Origin of the sequence: Catellatospora sp. NPDC049609 (assembly GCF_040675365.1) — a bacterium.
Classification (GTDB): domain Bacteria; phylum Actinomycetota; class Actinomycetes; order Mycobacteriales; family Micromonosporaceae; genus Catellatospora.
Genome location: NZ_JBFAOU010000051.1, coordinates 1 through 17,401, shown reverse-complemented (window position 1 = coordinate 17,401; position 17,401 = coordinate 1). Strand labels below are relative to the sequence as shown.

Annotated in this window: 12 protein-coding genes; 6 read left to right on the top strand and 6 right to left on the bottom strand. The window is 72.7% G+C overall.

The genetic code is table 11. The features are described from left to right. Positions 1-3 precede the first annotated feature (3 nt). A complete protein-coding gene (locus AB0J67_RS16705) occupies positions 4-2,121 on the top strand; it encodes a carboxypeptidase regulatory-like domain-containing protein (protein WP_363482742.1) in 2,118 nt (705 codons plus the stop codon). Between the two features lie 621 nt (positions 2,122-2,742). On the opposite strand, the gene AB0J67_RS16700 is transcribed toward AB0J67_RS16705, so the two are convergent. The 5 genes from AB0J67_RS16700 to AB0J67_RS16680 form a co-directional block, all read right to left on the bottom strand. Continuing rightward, positions 2,743-4,383, bottom strand: a complete 1,641-nt coding sequence (locus AB0J67_RS16700) for a trypsin-like peptidase domain-containing protein (RefSeq protein WP_363482739.1) — start codon at positions 4,381-4,383, stop codon at positions 2,743-2,745. A 93-nt stretch (positions 4,384-4,476) separates the two neighbouring features. Continuing rightward, positions 4,477-6,018, bottom strand: coding sequence for a HAMP domain-containing sensor histidine kinase (locus AB0J67_RS16695; protein WP_363482821.1), 1,542 nt, complete (start codon positions 6,016-6,018; stop codon positions 4,477-4,479). A gap of 56 nt (positions 6,019-6,074) precedes the next feature. Further along, entirely contained in the window at positions 6,075-6,770 is a 696-nt protein-coding gene (locus AB0J67_RS16690; protein WP_363482736.1) for a response regulator transcription factor, read from the bottom strand. Between the two features lie 235 nt (positions 6,771-7,005). Then, a complete protein-coding gene (locus AB0J67_RS16685; protein ID WP_363482733.1) occupies positions 7,006-7,986 on the bottom strand; it encodes a lysophospholipid acyltransferase family protein in 981 nt (326 codons plus the stop codon). A 152-nt stretch (positions 7,987-8,138) separates the two neighbouring features. After that, the gene (locus AB0J67_RS16680) at positions 8,139-8,879 is read right to left on the bottom strand and encodes a GNAT family N-acyltransferase (protein ID WP_363482731.1); all 741 of its coding nucleotides are present in this window, start codon (positions 8,877-8,879) and stop codon (positions 8,139-8,141) included. Positions 8,880-8,958: 79 nt separating this feature from the next. Here AB0J67_RS16680 and AB0J67_RS16675 point away from each other — a divergent pair, with 79 nt between their 5' ends. The 5 genes from AB0J67_RS16675 to AB0J67_RS16655 all read left to right on the top strand — a co-directional run bounded on the left by AB0J67_RS16675 (position 8,959) and on the right by AB0J67_RS16655 (position 17,002). Beyond that, complete coding sequence (locus AB0J67_RS16675) at positions 8,959-9,636, top strand: hypothetical protein (protein WP_363482728.1); 678 nt, start codon at positions 8,959-8,961, stop codon at positions 9,634-9,636. 182 nt (positions 9,637-9,818) lie between these two features. After that, a complete protein-coding gene (locus AB0J67_RS16670) occupies positions 9,819-13,544 on the top strand; it encodes a multifunctional oxoglutarate decarboxylase/oxoglutarate dehydrogenase thiamine pyrophosphate-binding subunit/dihydrolipoyllysine-residue succinyltransferase subunit (RefSeq protein ID WP_363482725.1) in 3,726 nt (1,241 codons plus the stop codon). A gap of 73 nt (positions 13,545-13,617) precedes the next feature. After that, positions 13,618-13,794 carry a DUF6104 family protein gene (locus tag AB0J67_RS16665; protein WP_363482722.1) on the top strand — a complete coding sequence of 59 codons (177 nt, stop codon included), beginning with the start codon at positions 13,618-13,620 and terminating at the stop codon, positions 13,792-13,794. Positions 13,795-13,835: 41 nt separating this feature from the next. Next, positions 13,836-15,911: a phosphate acetyltransferase gene (gene pta / locus AB0J67_RS16660; RefSeq protein ID WP_363482719.1), complete on the top strand. Its 2,076-nt coding sequence runs from the start codon at positions 13,836-13,838 to the stop codon at positions 15,909-15,911. Further along, positions 15,908-17,002: an acetate kinase gene (locus tag AB0J67_RS16655; RefSeq protein ID WP_363482716.1), complete on the top strand. Its 1,095-nt coding sequence runs from the start codon at positions 15,908-15,910 to the stop codon at positions 17,000-17,002. The genes pta and AB0J67_RS16655 overlap by 4 nt, the downstream gene beginning before the upstream one ends. Before the next feature lie 72 nt (positions 17,003-17,074). Here the strand turns inward: AB0J67_RS16655 and AB0J67_RS16650 are convergent, their stop codons facing one another. Then, on the bottom strand, positions 17,075-17,263 hold the full coding sequence (locus AB0J67_RS16650) for a LysM domain-containing protein (protein WP_363482713.1): 189 nt from the start codon (positions 17,261-17,263) through the stop codon (positions 17,075-17,077). Positions 17,264-17,401: the final 138 nt, after the last annotated feature.

Here is a 17,401-nt window from a genome sequence, read left to right as displayed (position 1 = left end):
GCCGTGAGATCTGCTCTGAACATCTCGATGAAGGTCGCGGGGGCGACGATGGCGGCGCTGATCTTGGTGCCGTTGCTCGCCGCGCCCGCGCACGCCGACGATCCGGTCGGTCTGACCGGCGTGGTCACCGACAAGGCCACCGGCACGCCCCTGGCGGGCGCCTGCCTCACCATCACCGATCCGGGCACCCCGGACACCTCGCTGGGCCAGTTCTGCACCGGCGCGGACGGCCGCTACCTGATCACGGGGGTGGCGGCGCAGGAGTACAAGATCCGCGTCGACGCGCCCGGCCACCGCAGCGAGTGGCTCTACCGGGCGCCCAACCCGCTGAACGCGACCGCGATCTGGGTGCCCTCCGACTGGCTGCAGACCATCGACGTCGCGCTCGGCGTCGGCGCCGGCACGATCAAGGGGCGTATCACCGAGACCGACGGCACCCCCGCCGAGACCCGGGTCGACGTGGAGGCGGTGGACGGTTCCTGGAGCGCGTTCGCCTACACCTGGGACCTCGGCGACGGCCGCTACGAGATCGCCAACGTGCCGCCGGGCGACTACCGGGTCATGCTCGACGACAACACGCACGGCACGCAGTGGGTGCCGCAGCAGGAGTCGGCCGAGACGGCGGGCGTCTTCACCGTCACCGACGGGGGCACCGTCGTCGCCGACGACCAGTGGCTGCCGCGGGGCTCGATCGAGCTGACCATCCGCGACGCCGACACCGGGGCGCTGGTGCCCCGCCCGTGCCTGTACCTGTCGGGCGCGCCCACCAACCAGAACGACGCCTGCGGGACCGACGGCGTGGTGACGCTGGCGGACGTCCCGCCGGGCACCTGGCAGCTCGAGTACCACGCGGGCGCGTCGTACTTCACGCCCGCCGAGCCGGAGGACGTCACCGTCGCGCGCGGCGAGGTGACCCGCCTGGAGCGCACCCTGCGCCCCGGTGCGGCGGTGGTCACCCGGGTCGTCGACAAGGCCACCGGCGCGCCGGTCAGCGGCATCTGCGCCGAGATGTACCACCCGGGCAGCGGCGGTCTCACCGGCCGCCGGTACTCCGACGGGTGCAGCGACGACGACGGACGGCTCGCCATCGGCCCGTTCGAGGGCAACGGCATCTTCCAGCTGTTCGCCTGGCAGGTCCGCAGCCCCTGGGTGCCCCCGACGACGCTGTACGGCGCCCAGTGGGTCACCGCCGACGGCGGCACCGGCGACCAGCGCGAGGCGGTCTGGTTCAACTACCGCGCGCGCACCACGCTCACCCTGCCCGACATCAAGGTCGACCCGCCGGGTTCGATCACCGGCCTGGTCACCGACAAGGCGACCGGCGCGGCCGTGCCCGGCGTCTGCGTCTACCCGTTCGCGTTCAACCCGGGCGGCGTGCCGATCGGCACCAGCGCGCACTGCTCCAAGGCCGACGGCCGGTACACGGTCAGCGACCTCGGGCCGTACCGGTGGCCGCTGGAGTTCATCTCCACCTACACGTCGACGACGACCGGCTACGCGTGGCAGTGGTCGGGCGGGGCGAACGACCGCTTCGCCGCGACGCTGGTGCAGGTCCCGGCCGGCGGCAGCGGCTCGCTGAACATGCAGCTGGTGCCGGGCGGCGTCCTCGAGGCGTCGGTCACCGTGCCGCAGGGCGCCCAGCGCAGCGGCGTCGCGTGGATCCACAACGCCCGCACCGGCGACCACGCGAGCTGGTGGTACAACATCAACGCCCCGCACCTGCCGGAGGACGCGCCCGGCGCGTTCACCGTCAAGACGCTGGCCACCCAGGACGTCTACGTCAAGATGTGGGTGGGCGAGCGCGACTGCTGGTACGGCACCGGCAAGCGCCCCGGCATCAAGGCGGTCGGCGTCACCGCCGGCCAGACCACGACCCTGACCGCGAACATGTGGGCCAACTGCGCGGCCGTCCAGACAGCCCCGGTGCCGCGCCGGCAGTACGGGCAGACCACGGCCCCGTCCGCCCCGGCCGGGGCGCTGTCCGGCCCGGCCACGGCGCCGTCCGCCGGCACTCCGGCGGCGGGCGCGCCCGCCGAGCGGCTGCCCGCGGTGCTGCCGTGGGCGCAGGCCTGGTCGTGGGCCGCGCCGACGGCGGCCCGCCGGGACCGGGTCAAGTCCTGAAGGCGTGCGGCGGGGTCCGCAGCGATCTCCACGGCCCAGTCCCACCAGCCGGGACGTGGCGGCCAGGTCCCGGCGGGTGGCCTGGTCACGGCGCGGTCCCGCGCTTCGGCGGGTGGGCCGCTGGTCGGTGGGTGACTCCGTGGGTCAGGCCCAGGCGGGGCGAGGCGGGTCGACTTGCCTGGCACCTGTGCGTATCTTGGCCGTTCTTTCGCCCAGTTGCCTGGCAAGTCGGATGATCATGCATCAGCGGCTCCGGCGCGACCAAGGGCGCTGGCGGGCAAGACATCTGCGACTCCGGCGCGGCCGGGCGGGCCAGACATCAGTGACTTCGGGGCGGCCAAGGGCGCAGCCGGGCATCGGCGACTTCGGTGCGCCCAGCGCGGCTTCCTCGACCGGCTCGACGCCGCCGATAGCGGCACCCGGTCGACCCTGTCAAGGACCGCCACCGCGGCGGGCATGGGCAGGTCGGAAGGCGCGGCGGGGCTGTCCACGTTTCCGGCCCGGCCTGCGTCAGGACGCGGACCGGGCCGGAAAGGTGGCGGCGGGTGGCGGTGACCAACCCCGATGGTCACCGCCACCCGCCGCCGGGTGGGGAGGAGGCACAGATCCTGTGCGCTGCTATTAGGACGCTTCGCCGAGCGTCACAGTTGCCGTCTGAGCCTCGCCGTTTCGGGTGAACTCGACGGTCACCTGCTGGCCGACGGTGCCCGATTGGACGGCAGACACCAGGTCATCCGAGTCATTGATGATCTTGCCGTTGAACTTGTTGATGATGTCGCCCTTCTGCAGGCCCGCCTTGTTGGCCGGGCTGCCCTCGGTGACCGCGCTGATCGAGGCGCCGCCCGCGTCCGCCGCGGTGACCGAGACACCCAGGTACGGGTGGCTCACCGGCTTGCCGTTCATGATCTGCTCGGCGATGCCCTTGGCCTTGTTGCTCGGGATGGCGAAGCCGACGCCGATGTTGCCCTCGCTGCTGCCGTTGGTGGCGATCGCGGTGTTGATGCCGATCACCTCGCCCTTGGTGTTGACCAGCGCACCGCCGGAGTTGCCCGGGTTGATCGGGGCGTCGGTCTGCAGCAGGCCGGACAGCGAGGTGGAGCGGCCCTCGCCCACGGAGATGGTGCGGTCGCGGGCGCTGATGATGCCCGCGGTCACCGAGCCGCGCAGGCCCAGCGGGCTGCCGACGGCCAGCACGGTGTCGCCCACGGCGACCTTGTCGCTGTCACCGAACGCGGCGAGCTTGAGCCCGGTGGTGTCGGCCTTGACCACGGCCAGGTCGGTACGCGGGTCGGTGCCCACCACGGTGGCCGGGACCTTCTTGCCGGTGGACAGGGTGACTGTGACGTCCTTGCCGGCGTTCGCCACCACGTGGTTGTTGGTGACGATGTAGCCGTTCTCGGTGAGCACGATGCCCGAGCCCTCGCCGGAGCCGGTGGAGATGTTGACCACGCTGGGCTGGATCGCCTGCGCGACGCCGGACAGCGACGAGCGGTCCACCACGGGCGCGGCCGCCGTGCTGCCGGAGGAGACGGTGATCTTGCCGTCCTCGGCGTACCGGGTCGCGATCACCGCGCCTGCCACGCCGGAGCCCAGGGCCAGCAGCACCGCGGCGGTCGTGCCCAGCACCACCTTGGCGATGGTGCCGCCGACGCTCTTGCGGGGCGTGCCCGGCGGCGTCCAGGCGGGCTGGCCGTACGCGGGCTGGCCGGTGGTCGGGTACCCGCTCGTGGGGTAGCCGGTCGCGGCCGGGTAGCCGCCGGTCGGGTACCCGCTGCCCGGGTAGCCCGACGCGGGCTGGCTGCTGGTCGGGTAGCCCGAGACCGGCTGACCGCTGCCGGGGTAGCCCGATGCGGGCTGGGCGCTCGCCGGGTAGCCCGAGCCGCTGGTCGGGTAGGCGCCCGCCGGCTGGCCGTGCGTGGGCTGGTAGCCCGCCGGCGGAGCGGACTGCGGGTAGGCCGCGGCCGGGTAGCCGCCGGTCTGCGGCGGGTTGGCCGGTCCGGCCGGGGTCTGCGGCAGCTGCTGGGTGGCCGGCTCGGCCGGGGTCTGCGGCAGCTGCTGCGTGGCCGGCTCCGCCGGGACCTGCGACTGCGGCCAGGTGGCCGCGGTGGCGTCGGGCTCGACCGGCAGGTTCGGCTCCGGTGCCGCGTGAGCAGGAGCGGCCGGTGCGGTCTCGGCCGTCGCCTCCGGCCGCGGGGGTACGGCGCCCGGTCCGGTCTCGCCGGCCGGCTGCGCTGCGGTCTGGGGCTTGTCGAACTCGCTCATGTCCTCAGTCTTCCGTGCGACGCTGCGTCTGTTCTGGGTTGGCTCTGGAACTTGGCTGTGAGGTCGGACCCGGCTACGAGTCACGAGCGTGGATCATGCGTCCACCTGCCGTGGCATACCCACATCTGACGGGTCGTCTGCTTCGTCGACGATATCGGCGAGCGGCAGCCGGACGCGGAACACGGCGCCCTTGCCGGGCTCGCTGTCCACCTCGATCGAGCCGTGGTGCGCGTCCACCAGCGCCGCCACGATGGCCAGGCCGAGCCCGGTGCTGACCTGCCCGTCGGCGCGCCGGGTGCGCGCCGGGTCGGCCCGGTAGAACCGTTCGAACACCCGCTCCTGCTGGGCGGCGTCCAGGCCGGGGCCCTCGTCGGCCACCTCCACCACAGCCTGCTCCGCCTCGCGGCGCAGCCGCAACTCCACCGGCGTGCCGGGTGGCGTGTGCGCCATGGCGTTGCTCATGAGGTTGCCGATGACCTGCCGCAGCCGGGCGTCGTCGCCGGCGACCACCAGGTGCCCGGCGTCCGGCGCGACGGTCAGGGAGATCGGGCGCTCCGGGTCGACCGCCCGCGCGCCCTGCACGGCCTCGACCGCCAGCACGCGCAGCTCCACCGGGGCCGGGCGCAGCGGGCGCTCCCGGTCCATCCGGGCCAGCAGCAGCAGGTCCTCCACCAGGAGGCCCATCCGGCGGGACTCGTCCTCGATCCGCTTCACCAGCGACGCGGTCTCCTCGGGAGCGCGGGCGGCGCCCTGCCGGTAGAGCTCGGCGAAGCCGCGAATGGTGGTCAGCGGTGTACGCAGCTCGTGCGAGGCGTCGGCGACGAACCGGCGCATCTTCTCCTCCGAGCGCCGCGCCCGGCCCTCGGACACCCGCGCCGCCTCGGCCGCGTCGCGCGCCGCGGACTCCGCCGCCCGCGCCGACGTCTCGGAGGCCGCCCGTGCGGTGAACGCGCTCTCGATCTGCGCCAGCATCGAGTTGAACGCCCTGGCCAGCGAGCCGACCTCGGTCCGCGGCGGGTTGTGCCCCTCCTCGGGGTCGGGCACGCGCTGGGTCAGGTCCCCGCCCGCGATCGCCACCGCCGTCTTCTCGATCGCGGCCAGCGGGCGCAGGCTGCGGCGGACCAGCTCGGTGCCGAGCATCGCGGCGAGGATGAGCACCGCCGCGCCGCCGTAGATGTTGATCCAGAGCAGCCGGTGCAGGGCCGCGTCGATGGTGCTGGTGCGCTCGGCGACCACGATGACCTGGCTGGCGCCGCCGACCCTGGCTTCGCCGACGAACATGCGCCAGTTCGGCGCGCCGTCCTGAGCCTTGACCGTGAAGTATTCACCGACCCTGCCGCGCAGGTCACCGGGGGCGGCCACCTGCGGCAGGTCCCGGTCCGTCACCGTGTACGGGCGGTTCCACTCCCACGGGTCGTCGACGACCTGGTGCGGCGGCAACTCGCGGAGGACCACGAAGTCGCTGGGCAGGAACAGCTGGGAGTTGCCGGGCCGGGTGGCCGCCCGCTGCGTCTCCTTCTGCAGCACGCTGGTCGCCTCGGCGAGGTCGTTGTCGAGCTTCTCGGACAGGTAGCGGCGCATCGCCATGTGGCTGGCCACGCCGATCAGCACGATCGCGAGCACCAGCAGCCCCATGGTGTACGCCACCAGCTTGATGCGCAGCGGCTGCTCCCGGGTGGGCTTCGGCAGCTTCACGACGCCGGCTTGCGCAGCACGTACCCCACGCCGCGCAGGGTCTGGATGAGCCGGGGCGAGACGTTGTCCACCTTGCGCCGCAGGTAGGAGATGTACGACTCGACGATGTTGTCGTCACCGCGGAAGTCGTAGTTCCACACGTGGTCGAGGATCTGCGCCTTGGACAGCACCCGGTTGGGGTTGAGCATCAGGTAGCGCAGCAGCTTGAACTCCGTCGGCGACAGCTGCACCAGGTTGCCCGCCCGGCGCACCTCGTGCGTCTCCTCGTCCAGCTCCAGGTCGGCGAAGGTGAGCCGGGGCGAGCCGGAGTCGCCGTTGGTGCGCCGCAGCACGGCCCGGATGCGCGCGGTCAGCTCCTCCAGGCTGAACGGCTTGGTGACGTAGTCGTCGCCGCCCAGGGTGAGCCCGCGGATCTTGTCGTCGGTGGCGTCGCGCGCGGTCAGGAACACCACGGGCACCCGGCCGCGGTCCTGGCGCAGCTGCTTGATCACCTCGAAGCCGTCGAGGTCGGGCAGCATCACGTCGAGCACGACCAGGTCCGGCCGCACCTTCGCGGCGGCGTCGAGTGCGGTGGCGCCGTCACCGACCGCCTTGACCTCGAACCCCGCGAAGCGCAGGCTGGCCGACAGCAGCTCGAGGATGTTGGGGTCATCCTCCACGACGAGCAGATTCGCCTCAGGCATGTTCTCCATCCTGCGCCGGGTTCTTCCCCGACCGCTGTGGATAGCCTGAACGCTTCCTGTGAATCGCACGACAGAACCCGGCGAATCCGCTGAATACGGTCACCCGCTACGCCTCGTGGTCCTTCCGCGAGGGCGGAGATCGCCGTTTGCGGTCAAAACCTGTACTGGCACTCCACCTTCTGACCAGTAACAGCGATCTTCCCACGGTACGGACGCGAGGCGTCCCGAACTCCGGCGGTGGGCGTCAGGACGGTGTCGCGGGGTCGGTGTGGGACAGCCGGGCGGCCAGTTCGCGGCGGGGCGCGTCGGCCGGGCGGGGGGCACTGAGCAGGACGGCGACCGACAGCCCTCGCGCGGCGATCACGCGGCGCAGGGACGCCGTCAGGGTGTCGTCGCCGACGAAGCCGGCAGCCGGGTGCGCGTACCGCAGCGTGATCGCCTGCACCGGCGCACCGGCGTCGAGGGCCGCCTGAAGGAACGCGGCCCGCCACGGTGCCGGGTGCGGCCCGCAGGTGGTGGTCCCTTCGGGGAACACCTGCACCGCGTACCCCTCCCGCAACGCCGCCGCGACCTCGGCCACGGTGCCGGGCAGCGCGCGCGGGCGGGACCGGTCCACGAAGATCGTCCGTTGGCGGCGGGCGATCCGGCCGATCACCGGCCACGCGGCCACCTCGGTCTTGGCCACCAGACGCAGCCGCCCGCGCGGCCCGCTCAGCGCCACCATCACCACGATGTCCAGCCAGGAGACGTGGTTGCCGACCAGCAGCGCGCCGGACGCGATGCCCGCCCCGGACACCCGCAGCCGGATGCCCAGCGCCCGCAGCAGCGCCCGCGCCAGCAGGTCGGCCCGCCACGGCACCACCGTGCCGGCCAGCAGCACCACCGCACCGGCAACCCCCCGCAGCACGCGCCGGGCGCGGCCCACCTGCGGCCCGCCATCGCAGCCGCACTGCCGCCCACAGTCCGCGACGGGCCGCCACAGCTGATCCGCTCGCATCCGCGTCCGCGCGGGGGCGCCCGCACCGGCGGCCGGGGCGGTGGCGGTCCGCGCGGACGGCATGGCCATCGGCGTGGTCCGGGCGGCGGTCCGCGTGGGCGGCGCGGCCATCGGTGTGGCCGGGGCGGCGGCGGTCGGCGCGGCCATCAGTGTGTTCGGGGCGGCGGCGGTCGGCGTGGACGGCGCGGCCATCGGGGCGGCGGCCGCCGCCAGGGGAATCGTCGTCATCGGGCACCCTTCGTCGCCGGTGGGCTGTGCCGGACAGAAATCGTGCGGGTGGCGCGGTGAAGATCGCGGTCTCCGGTCGAAAAGTGCAGTCAGACTCCACTTTCTGACCCGAAACAACGATCATGCCCAGCGACGCCGGGCTGGGCATCCGGCTAGGCCGAGAAGTGCTTGAGGTAGCGCGGGTCGATCCGGTCGACGCCGAGCAGGACGTAGAAGTCGGCCACCCCGAAGGTCGGGTCGAAGGCCGGGGACCCGGCGACCCACGCGCCCAGCCGCAGGTAGCCGCGCAGCAGCGGCGGGGCGGCCGCGATCGTCGCGGGCCGGGCGACCTCCTGCGGCTCCCACGGCAGGCGCGGGCGCACCCGCAGCTGCGGCGGGGACAGATGCTTGCGGGACACCAGGTCCCACACCTGCGAGGCCTGCGTGCCGCCGTCGGCCAGCGGCACCGAGGCGCAGCCGGACAGCCAGCGGTGCCCCATCCGCTCCAGGTACTTGGCGATGCCGGCCCACATCAGGTTGATCACGGCGCCGGTCCGGTGGTCGGGGTGCACGCAGCTGCGCCCGGCCTCGACCAGCTGGTCGCGCAGCACCGTGAGCGCGGTCAGGTCGAACTCGCCGTCGCCGTAGCGGCGGCCGAGCCAGATGGCCCGCTGCGGGGGCAGCAGGCGGTACGTCCCGACCACCTCGCCGGTGCGGTCCTCCCGCACCACCAGGTGGTCGCAGTACGCGTCGAACTCGTCGACGTCCAGGCCGGCTTCGCCGGTGAGGCGGGCGCCCATCTCCTCGGCGAACACGCGGTAGCGCAGCCGCTGCGCCGCCTCGACCGTGGCCGCGTCGCCGGCGATCAGCGCGGAGTAGCCGGTGGGGGCGGCGGTCAACAACATCGTCGTCATGTGCCCTGTGTAGAAGCCCTGCTTGACACCTGGGCCGGTGCTGGGTGGCCGGGACGTGAAGAGTGAGAGGCTTGACGGCATGACCTCCCTGGTGATCGACGCCCGCCACAACGGCCCGCCCGGCTCCGGCAACGGCGGCTGGACGAGTGGCCTGGTCGCGGGCGTGATCGGCGCCGGTGAGGGCGTGGTCGAGGTGACGCTGCGCAAGCCGCCGCCGCTGGAGACGCCGCTGACCGTGACGCCGGCGGACGCGGGCTGGGCCGTGCAGGATCCGGACGGCGGGCTGGTGGCGGGTGCGCTGCGGCGTACCGACGACATCCCGGCGGTGCCGCCGGTGAGCCGCACCGAGGCGCTGGCCGCCACCGGGCGGTATGCCGGGCACGCCGACCACCCGTTCCCCACCTGCTTCGTGTGCGGGCCGCAGCACCCGGACGGGTTGCGGATCTTCCCGGGCCGGCTGCCGGACGGGCGCACCGCCGCCGTCTTCACGGTGCCGCCGCAGGTCTCGCCGGAGGTGGTGTGGGCGGCGCTGGACTGCCCCGGCGGCTGGGCGGTGATCGACCGGGACCAGGCGTTCGTGCTCGGGCGGTACGCGGTCGCGGTCGGCGCGCTGCCGGAGCCGGACGACGAGTGCGTGGTGGTCGGGCAGCCGGTGGGCCGCGACGGGCGCAAGGCGCTGGTCCGGTCCAGCCTGTACGCCCCGGACGGCACGCTGCTGGCGCGGGCCGAGGCGACCTGGATCGCGGTGTCCGCCTGAGACGTGTGTCTCACGGCACACCCGAGCTGCTGTTTCGCGCTGGGCGTACTGTCGCGCAGCGGACGGCGTGTGTCATGCGACACGGAGCCGTGCCGCGAGTGCCGCCCCACAACGCACCGCGTAGCCTGGGACCCGGTTTTCTGAGTTCTCGTTAAACACGTGCGGAAGAGGCGAAAACACCCGTGTCGACCCAGCACACCTCGGGCACCGGCCCGACCGGCCGCTCAGTTCAGGACAACCCACTGGCGAGCTTCGGTCCCAACGAGTGGATCGTGGAGGAGATGTACCAGCGGTACCTCGCCGACCCGACCAGCGTCGACCCGGCGTGGCACGACTTCTTCGCCGATTACAAGCCGGCCGACGCCGCGCCCGCCGCGAAGCCCGCGGCCCCGGCCAAGGCCGCCGCCCCCGCGCAGCCCGCCGCCGCCCCGGCCGCCGCGCCCGCCGCCCAGCCCGCGCCCGCGCCCGCGGCCGCGACGCCGGCCGCTCCGGCCGCCGCGAAGCCGGCTCCCGCGCAGGCCAAGCCCGCGGAGAAGCCCGCCGCCACCGGCACCACGGCCGGCACCACGGCCGTGCCGCTGCGCGGCATCGCCGCGAAGATCGTCGAGAACATGGACGCCTCGCTGGAGGTGCCGACCGCGACCAGCGTGCGCGCCGTCCCGGCGAAGCTGCTGTCGGACAACCGCATCGTGATCAACAACCACCTGACCCGCGGCCGCGGCGGCAAGGTGAGCTTCACCCACCTGATCGGGTACGCGCTGGTGCGCGCGATCGCCATGCACCCCGAGATGAACAACCACTTCGGCCAGGTCAACGGCAAGCCCGCGATGCTCGTGCCGGAGCACGTGAACCTCGGCATCGCGATCGACCTCGCCAAGCCGGACGGCTCCCGCACGCTGGTCGTGCCGTCCATCAAGAACACCGAGCAGATGGACTTCCGCCAGTTCTGGCAGGCGTACGAGGACGTGGTGCGCCGGGCTCGCAAGAACGAGCTGACCATGGACGACTACAGCGGCACCACGATCTCGCTGACCAACCCCGGCGGCATCGGCACCGTGCACTCGATCCCGCGCCTGATGCAGGGCCAGAGCGCCATCATCGGCGTCGGCGCGATGGAGTACCCGGCGCCGTTCTCCGGCATGAGCGAGACGCAGCTGTCCGAGATGGCGGTCAGCAAGGTCATCTCGCTGACCAGCACCTACGACCACCGGGTCATCCAGGGCGCGCAGTCCGGCGAGTTCCTCAAGGTGATGCACGAGCTGCTGCTCGGCGAGCACGGCTTCTACGACGAGATCTTCACCGCGCTGCGCATCCCGTACGAGCCGGTCCGCTGGGTGCGCGACATCGCGCACACCTCCGAGGGCCAGATCGACAAGGCCGCGCGGGTCATCGAGCTGATCCACTCCTACCGGGTCCGGGGCCACCTGATGGCCGACACCGACCCGCTGGAGTTCATGATCCGCAAGCACCCGGACCTGGACGTGCGCCAGCACGACCTGACCCTGTGGGACCTCGACCGGACCTTCCCGGTCGGCGGCTTCGCGGGCAAGGACGTGATGAAGCTGCGCGACATCCTCGGCGTGCTGCGCGACTCGTACTGCCGCCGCGTCGGCGTGGAGTACATGCACATCACCGACCCGGAGGAGCGCCGCTGGATCCAGCAGCGGGTCGAGCGCAAGTACGAGAAGCCCAGCCCCGCCGAGCAGCAGCACGTGCTCGGCCGGCTCAACGCCGCCGAGGCGTTCGAGACCTTCCTGCAGACGAAGTACGTCGGCCAGAAGCGGTTCTCGCTGGAGGGCGGCGAGTCGCTGATCCCGCTGCTCGACGAGGTGCTGCAGGCCTCCGCCGAGGGCGGGCTGGACGAGGTCGTCATCGGCATGGCGCACCGCGGCCGGCTCAACGTGCTGGCGAACATCGTCGGCAAGCCGTACGAGAAGATCTTCGGCGAGTTCGAGGGGCACCTGGACCCGAAGACCGCGCAGGGCTCCGGCGACGTCAAGTACCACCTGGGCATGACCGGCAAGTTCACCTCGCCGGACGGGCAGTTCTCCACGACGGTGTCGCTGGCGGCGAACCCGTCGCACCTGGAGGCCGTGGACCCGGTGCTGGAGGGCATCGTCCGGGCCAAGCAGGACCGGCTCGACCTCGGCCTGCACGGCTACACCGTGCTGCCGCTGCTGGTGCACGGCGACGCCGCGTTCGCCGGGCAGGGCGTGGTCGCCGAGACGCTGAACCTGTCGCAGCTGCGCGGCTACCGCACCGGCGGCACCGTGCACGTGGTCGTCAACAACCAGGTCGGCTTCACCACCGCCCCGGAGTACAGCCGCTCGTCGCTGTACAGCACCGACGTCGCGCGCATGATCCAGGCGCCGATCTTCCACGTCAACGGCGACGACCCCGAGTCGGTGGTCCGCGTGGCGCGGCTGGCCTTCGAGTACCGGCAGGCGTTCAACAAGGACGTCATGATCGACCTCGTCTGCTACCGCCGCCGCGGCCACAACGAGGGCGACGACCCGTCGATGACCAACCCGCTGATGTACCAGATCATCGACGCGAAGCGCTCGGTCCGCAAGCTGTACACCGAGGAGCTGATCGGCCGCGGCGACATCACGGTCGAGCAGGCCGAGGAGGCGCTGCGCGACTACCAGACGCAGCTGGAGACGGTGTTCAAGGCCACCCGCGACGCGGTCGCCGGGGTGTCCAGCCGGCTCACCCGGGCCCGCGAGGTCCTCCCGGAGCCGGCCGTCGCCACCGCGATCCCGGCCGACCTGGTCCGCCGCATCGGTGAGGCGCACACCGCGCTGCCCGAGGGCTTCACCCCGCACAAGCGCATCCAGCAGCTGCTGGAGAAGCGGGCGAAGATGGCGGTCGAGGGCGACATCGACTGGGGCTTCGGCGAGATCCTCGCCTTCGGCTCGCTGCTGGCCCAGGGCGTGACCGTGCGCCTGTCCGGCCAGGACTCGCGCCGGGGCACGTTCGTGCAGCGGCACGCGGCGATCGTGGACGCGCAGACCGGCGGCGACTTCCTGCCGGTCACCGCGGTGGCCACCGACGACGCCCGCTTCCACGTGCAGGACTCGCTGCTGAGCGAGTACGCCGCGCTCGGCTTCGAGTACGGCTACTCGGTCGAGGACCCCAGCGCGCTGGTGCTGTGGGAGGCGCAGTTCGGCGACTTCGTCAACGGCGCCCAGTCGGTGATCGACGAGTTCATCAGCTCGGGCGAGGTCAAGTGGGGCCAGCAGTCCAGCCTGGTCATGCTGCTGCCGCACGGCCACGAGGGCCAGGGCCCCGACCACACCTCGGGCCGCCCGGAGCGCTGGCTGCAGCTGGCCGCCGAGGACAACATGCGGGTCGCCATCCCGTCCACCCCGGCCAGCCACTTCCACCTGCTGCGCCGCCAGGCGCTGTCGGGCAAGCGCAAGCCGCTGGTGGTGTTCACGCCCAAGTCGCTGCTGCGCCACCGCCTCGCGGTGTCGTCGGTGGCCGACTTCACCAACGGCACGTTCCAGCCGGTCATCGGCGAGACCGCGCAGCTCGACGCGGCGAAGGTCAAGCGCGTGCTGCTGTGCTCGGGCAAGGTCTACTACGACCTGGTCCAGGCGCGCCAGGAGCGCGGCGTCGACGACACCGCGATCATCCGGCTGGAGCAGCTCTACCCGCTGCCGGTGGAGGAGCTCAAGGCGGAGCTGGCCAAGTACACCGCGGCGGAGGACTTCTGCTGGGTGCAGGAGGAGCCGGCCAACCAGGGCGCCTGGTCGTTCGTCGCGCTGAACCTGCTGGAGCACCTGGACGGCGTGCGGATGCGCCGCATCTCCCGCCCGTCGGCCGCGGCCCCGGCCGTGGGCTCCACCAAGCTGCACGACGTCGAGCAGGCGGCGCTGCTGGAGGCGGCGCTCCCCCGCTCCTGAACACTGCGACGACCGCCGTCCCCGCACCCGCCGCGCGGGGACGGGGACGGCGGTCCGTCTCTGGGAGGTAGCCATGTACTTCACCGATCGTGGGATCGAGGAGCTGGTCGAGCGCCGGGGTGACGAGGAGGTCACCCTGGAGTGGCTGGCCGAGCGGCTGCGCGACTTCATCGACCTGAACCCCGAGTTCGAGACCCCCGTCGAGCGTTTCGCGACCTGGCTCGCCCGCCTCGACGAGGACGACGACTAGGCCGGGTACCGGCGCGTCGGGCCACGGCCACGCCGTACGGTATGACTGTGGCTCGTGGCGTATATGTGACCGGCGTCGAGGCGGGCGGCGGCAAGTCCGCGGTGGCGCTGGGCCTCGCGGAACTGCTCAGCCGTCGGGTACGCAGGCTGGGCGTGTTCCGCCCGCTGTCCCGCGACGGCGACGACGATCCCGTGCTGGCGCTGCTGGGCAGCCGCTACGGCACCCTCGGCGCGGCCGGGCCGAGCTACCAGCACGCCTCGGAGCTGCTGGGCGCGCACCGGGTCGACGACCTGGTCGGCGAGATCCTGGAGCACTACCACACGCTGGAGCGCGGCTGCGACGCCGTGATCATCGTGGGCACCGACTTCGGGCGCACCCTCGGCGAGGGCCACGACGAGCCCGCGCTGCCCGAGGAGCTGCAGCTCAACCTGCGCCTGGCCGGGGAGCTGGGCGCCTCGGTGCTGCCGGTGGTCAACGGGCACCGCCGCGACGCCGGGGACATCGCCGACGCGGTGCGCGCGGCGTACTACGCCTGCGACGAGCTGCCGGTGCTGGCCGTGGTCGCCAACCGGGTCGCGCCGGGCGCGGACGCCCGCCTGCCGGCGCTGCCGGTGCCGGTGTACGCGATCCCCCAGCTGCCCGCGATCGCCGCCCCGACGGTCGCGGAGGTGGCCCACGCGCTGCACGCGACGCCGGTGCACGGAGCGACGCCGGGCGCGATGGCCCGCGACGTGGTCAGCGCCGTGGTCGGCGCGGCGTCGGTGCCCACCTTCCTGGAGCACCTGCGCGACAACTGCCTGGTGGTGACGCCGGGCGACCGGGCGGACCTGATCGTGGCCACGTTCGCGGCGCACCTGGGCGGGCAGGCGGCCGTGTCGGGGCTGCTGCTGACCCTGGGCGTGGAGCCGGATCCGCGGGTGGTGGCGCTGGTGAGCCGGTTCCGGGTGGAGCTGCCGATCTTCACGGTGCCCTCGGACAGCTACGACACGGTGGCCGCGCTGACCGGGCTGGAGGGCCGCCTGCGCGGCGACAACCAGCGCAAGGTGGACGCCGCGCTGGGCCTGTTCGAGACGCACGTGGACTCGGTCGAGCTGGCCGGGCGGCTGGACCTGAGCCGGCCGGACCGGGTCACCCCGCTGATGTTCGAGTACGAGCTGATCGAGCGCGCCCGCGCCGACCGCCGCCACGTGGTGCTGCCCGAGGGCGTCGAGGAGCGGATCCTGCGCGCCGCCGAGGCGCTCAGCCGCCGCGGCGTGTGCGACCTGACCCTGCTCGGCCCGGTGGACCAGATCGAGCAGCGGGCCCGCGAGCTGGGCCTCGACCTGGGCGACGCGCGGCTGGTCAACCCGGCCGACTCGCGCTGGCGGTCGGAGTTCGCCGGCGAGTACGCCCGCATGCGCGCACACAAGGGCATGACCCGCGACATCGCGTACGACCTGATGACCAACGTGAACTACTTCGGCACGATGATGGTGCACACCGGCCGGGCCGACGCGATGGTCTCCGGCGCGGTGCACCCGACCGCGGACACCATCCGGCCCGCCTTCGAGATCATCAAGACCCAGCCCGGGGTGGGCGTGGCCTCCAGCGTGTTCTTCATGTGCCTGGCCGACCACGTGCTCGTCTACGGCGACTGCGCGATCAACCCCGACCCGACCCCGGAGCAGCTCGCCGACATCGCGGTGTCCTCTGCGGAGACGGCGGCGCGGTTCGGGGTGGAGCCGCGGGTGGCGATGCTGTCCTACTCGACCGGCGGCTCGGGGCAGGGCGCGGAGGTGGACAAGGTCGCGCTGGCCACGAAGCTGGTCCGCGAGCGGCGGCCGGACCTGCCGGTCGAGGGGCCGATCCAGTACGACGCGGCGGTCGACCCGACCGTGGCCGCGACCAAGCTGCCCGGCAGCGAGGTGGCCGGCCGGGCCACGGTGCTGATCTTCCCGGACCTGAACACCGGCAACAACACGTACAAGGCCGTGCAGCGCTCGGCGGGCGCGGTCGCCGTCGGCCCGGTGATGCAGGGCCTGCGCAAGCCGGTCAACGACCTGTCCCGCGGCGCGACCGTGCGCGACATCATCTCGACCGTCGCCATCACCGCCATCCAGTCGCAGGTGCTCTCGTGAAGATCCTGGTGCTCAACGTCGGCTCGGCCTCGGTGAAGTGGGCGCTGTACGTGGACGGCACGTCGGTCGACGGCGGGCTGGTCGACCGGGTCACCGACCCGGCCCAGGCCGTACGCGAGGTGCTGTTCTCCGCCGACGTGTCCGGCCTGGACGGCGTCGGGCACCGGGTGGTGCACGGCGGCCTGCGCTTCACCACGCCGACGCTCGTCGACGACGAGGTGCTGGACGCGGTCACCCGGCTCATCCCGCTGGCGCCGCTGCACAACCCGGTCAACCTCGAAGGCATCCGGATCGCCATGGAGATGCTGCCGGGGGTGCCGCAGGCGGCGGTGTTCGACACCGCGTTCCACCGCACCATCCCGCCCGCGCAGGCGATGTACGCCATCGACATCGAGGTGGCGCAGGAGAACGGGATCGCCCGCTACGGCTTCCACGGCACGTCCCACGCATACGTCTCGCACCGCACCGCCAAGCTGCTGGGCGGCGACCCGGCCGAGCTGAACGTGATCACGCTGCACCTGGGCAACGGGGCCAGCGCGTGCGCGGTGCGCGGCGGGCGCAGCGTCGCCACCAGCATGGGCATGACGCCGCTGGAGGGCCTGGTGATGGGCAGCCGCAGCGGCAACATCGACCCGGCGGTCGTGTTCCACCTGCACCGGGTGGCCGGGATGTCCTTCGACGCCATCGACGACCTGCTGAACCAGCGCAGCGGCCTGCGCGGGCTGTGCGGCGACGGCGACATGCGCGAGGTGCTGCGCCGCCGGGCCGACGGCGACGACGCCGCCGCGCTCGCCTTCGACGTCTACTGCGACCGCGTCAAGCTGTACGTCGGCGCGTACTACGCCCTGCTCGGCCGGGTGGACGCGGTCACCTTCACGGCCGGGGTGGGCGAGAACGCCGCGGCGGTCCGCGAGGCGGCGCTGTCCGGTCTGGGCGCGCTCGGCATCACCGTGGACCCGGCCCGCAACGCCGCGCCCGACCGGGGCGAGCGCGTCATCTCGCCCGAGGGCGCCCCCGTCGCGGTGTGCGTGATACCGACCGACGAGGAGCTGGAGATCGCCACCCAGACCGCGGAGCTGCTCGCCCGCTGACCCGTGCCATGCTGAGGCTCCGTCCACGCTGATCGACCAGCATGGACGGAGCCTCGATCACGAAGCGGTGGATCAGTCGGGGATCTTCAGCACGACGCCGACGTTGATGAGGTTGGGGTCGGCGATGTTGTTCGCCTTCGCGATCTTCATGTACTGGCGCCCGTCGCCGTAGTAGTGGGTCGCGATGTCCCACAGCGTGTCGCCGGCCTTCACCTTGTAGGTGCGCTCGGTCTTCGGCGGCGGCGCCTTGGGCTTGGACATCGTGGCGGGCGTGGGCGCGGCGGGCTTCGCGGCCGGGGTGGGCGTCGCGTCATCGACTTACGCCGCCCGTCCAGCAGCAGCCCACGCATATACAACTGGCCTTTAGCTCTCTGATCGGAGCGGGCCAGCGGAGCGAAC

Coding starts and splice junctions, on each gene's coding strand:
- AB0J67_RS16700 (WP_363482739.1), bottom strand. CDS start 4,383: ATGAGCGAGTTCGACAAGCCCCAGACCGCAGCGCAGCCGGCCGGCGAG.
- AB0J67_RS16695 (WP_363482821.1), bottom strand. CDS start 6,018: ATGGGGCTGCTGGTGCTCGCGATCGTGCTGATCGGCGTGGCCAGCCAC.
- AB0J67_RS16690 (WP_363482736.1), bottom strand. CDS start 6,770: ATGGAGAACATGCCTGAGGCGAATCTGCTCGTCGTGGAGGATGACCCC.
- AB0J67_RS16685 (WP_363482733.1), bottom strand. CDS start 7,986: ATGACGACGATTCCCCTGGCGGCGGCCGCCGCCCCGATGGCCGCGCCG.
- AB0J67_RS16680 (WP_363482731.1), bottom strand. CDS start 8,879: ATGACGACGATGTTGTTGACCGCCGCCCCCACCGGCTACTCCGCGCTG.
- AB0J67_RS16675 (WP_363482728.1), top strand. CDS start 8,959: ATGACCTCCCTGGTGATCGACGCCCGCCACAACGGCCCGCCCGGCTCC.
- AB0J67_RS16665 (WP_363482722.1), top strand. CDS start 13,618: ATGTACTTCACCGATCGTGGGATCGAGGAGCTGGTCGAGCGCCGGGGT.
- pta (WP_363482719.1), top strand. CDS start 13,836: ATGACTGTGGCTCGTGGCGTATATGTGACCGGCGTCGAGGCGGGCGGC.
- AB0J67_RS16650 (WP_363482713.1), bottom strand. CDS start 17,263: ATGTCCAAGCCCAAGGCGCCGCCGCCGAAGACCGAGCGCACCTACAAG.